2 protein-coding genes and 2 pseudogenes are annotated in these 1,615 nt (G+C 43.3%); 3 read left to right on the top strand and 1 reads right to left on the bottom strand.

Features of this window, described 5'->3' with window-relative positions; translation table 11 throughout:
• Window positions 1-209, bottom strand: a pseudogene (locus tag PX636_RS16470) (RNA-guided endonuclease TnpB family protein); the annotation flags it as partial.
• 288 nt (window positions 210-497) lie between these two features.
• Here PX636_RS16470 and PX636_RS16465 point away from each other — a divergent pair.
• From PX636_RS16465 to PX636_RS16455, 3 genes and pseudogenes are all read left to right on the top strand, one after another.
• Window positions 498-998 carry a L,D-transpeptidase gene (locus PX636_RS16465; protein ID WP_079207483.1) on the top strand — a complete coding sequence of 167 codons (501 nt, stop codon included), beginning with the start codon at window positions 498-500 and terminating at the stop codon, window positions 996-998.
• A 127-nt stretch (window positions 999-1,125) separates the two neighbouring features.
• Window positions 1,126-1,380 carry a SemiSWEET transporter gene (locus tag PX636_RS16460; protein ID WP_004162886.1) on the top strand — a complete coding sequence of 85 codons (255 nt, stop codon included), beginning with the start codon at window positions 1,126-1,128 and terminating at the stop codon, window positions 1,378-1,380.
• 123 nt (window positions 1,381-1,503) lie between these two features.
• Window positions 1,504-1,615 (top strand): annotated as a pseudogene (locus PX636_RS16455) (RNA-guided endonuclease TnpB family protein); the annotation flags it as partial.

Below are 1,615 nucleotides of genomic sequence, written 5' to 3'. Positions count from 1 at the left end.
TGAGAGTTTAATTTATTAACATAAGGTGTCTCTTTATTATTAGCTAGTACCGCACAAAGTTTTTGGAGATCATTACGGGTTGTCCCCTTATTGGACCGCCAATAACGAACACAAGAGTTACGCACAAACTGAGAAGTTTTGATAGCTTCATCAAGCCGGTGATATTGCTCTGGTGTCCCGTTTTTTAGCTTCGCTTCTACGACTAGCATTGATTAATACTCGACCCTGGGTAAATTAAGTATAACACAGTTTACCTACAAATGGTAGAATTAAAATCGTGCTTCGCAGTTAATATCTTGGTCGGATTTCATCCCCCGCAAAGGTTGATGTCTTGTCGAAAAATTTAGCGGGGGCATTCATCCGACATTTTAGGTAACCGAATTAGCCCAACTCGACTCCGATTTTATCCTTCCCCCCCGCACTCACCATATCGACGGTTTGACATCCTCACAATCAGATTAGAATACAGATAAAAATTTTGACTTTGCTGGTATCAGATGCGAGTTTTGCTGCCGATTCTCTGTTTATGTCTAGGAATAGGGGAATTTTTCCTCAATCCCCCGATTAGTCTGGGCAATTCCCTTCCCGCAACCACGGCAACCCGAACGGAAACCCGTTTGCTGCTGAATTTAAAAAAAAGACGGGTTTTTGTTTACCAAGGACAGAAAATAATTGCTTCTTACCCAGTGGCGATCGGTCGTCGGGGTTGGGAAACCCCGACGGGACAATTTAGGGTGATTCAGATGGTGCGGGAACCGGTCTGGGAACATCCTTTCACCGGGCAACTGGTGCCATCGGGAAAAAACAACCCTTTAGGGGCGCGTTGGATCGGATTTTGGACCGATGGCGCGAATTTTATCGGTTTTCACGGTACACCGCAAGAAAATCTCATCGGCCGGGCCGTCTCCCACGGTTGCGTCAGGATGCGCGATCGAGATATAAAGGCTTTATTTGAAAAGGTACAAATCGGCACTTCAGTGATAGTAATCGCTCAATAGCAACAATGGGGAAAAAATGTCACATTTATGAACACTTTACCCCCATGATGTCGAGAGAGCCGTCTTCAGGCGTAATTTAGATAGTCAACAGTTTAAAATGAGAGAAACTAAGCCAAGAGGATAAGCGGTGAATATTATTGAACTAATCGGGATCGTGGCGGGAATATTAACCACTGTCTCTTTTTTACCCCAAGTGATGAAAACTTGGCGTTATCGTTCCGCTAAGGACTTGTCCCTAACTATGTTTATTTGCTTTTGTCTGGGGGTTTTTCTCTGGCTCATCTACGGGATTTATATGAGCAGCAAACCGATTATCGTCGCTAATTTTGTTACTTTTATCTTAGCGGGGACAATTCTCTATTTTAAGATTAAATATGATTAAATTGACAATCCCTTGCATCCCTCTTGGCTCACGTCAACAAAGGCAGCAGGCGGTTGGCAGGGGGCCGTGTCAACTTAAGGAATTTTGTGTTAAGATATTGATACTCGATCGAGCAGTGTCAAGATGTTTGTACTAGAATACAAAGTTAAGCCAAAACCTAATCAGATAGAAGCCATTAACGAAGCAATACGGACAACCCAATTTGTTCGGAATAAAGTCCTGCGTTATTGGATGG

Source organism: Microcystis sp. M53598_WE2, from assembly GCF_030067735.1.
Classification (GTDB): Bacteria; Cyanobacteriota; Cyanobacteriia; order Cyanobacteriales; family Microcystaceae; genus Microcystis; species Microcystis aeruginosa.
The sequence above is the reverse complement of the archived record's forward strand: the minus strand, read 5'-3'. Positions and strand labels throughout refer to the sequence as shown.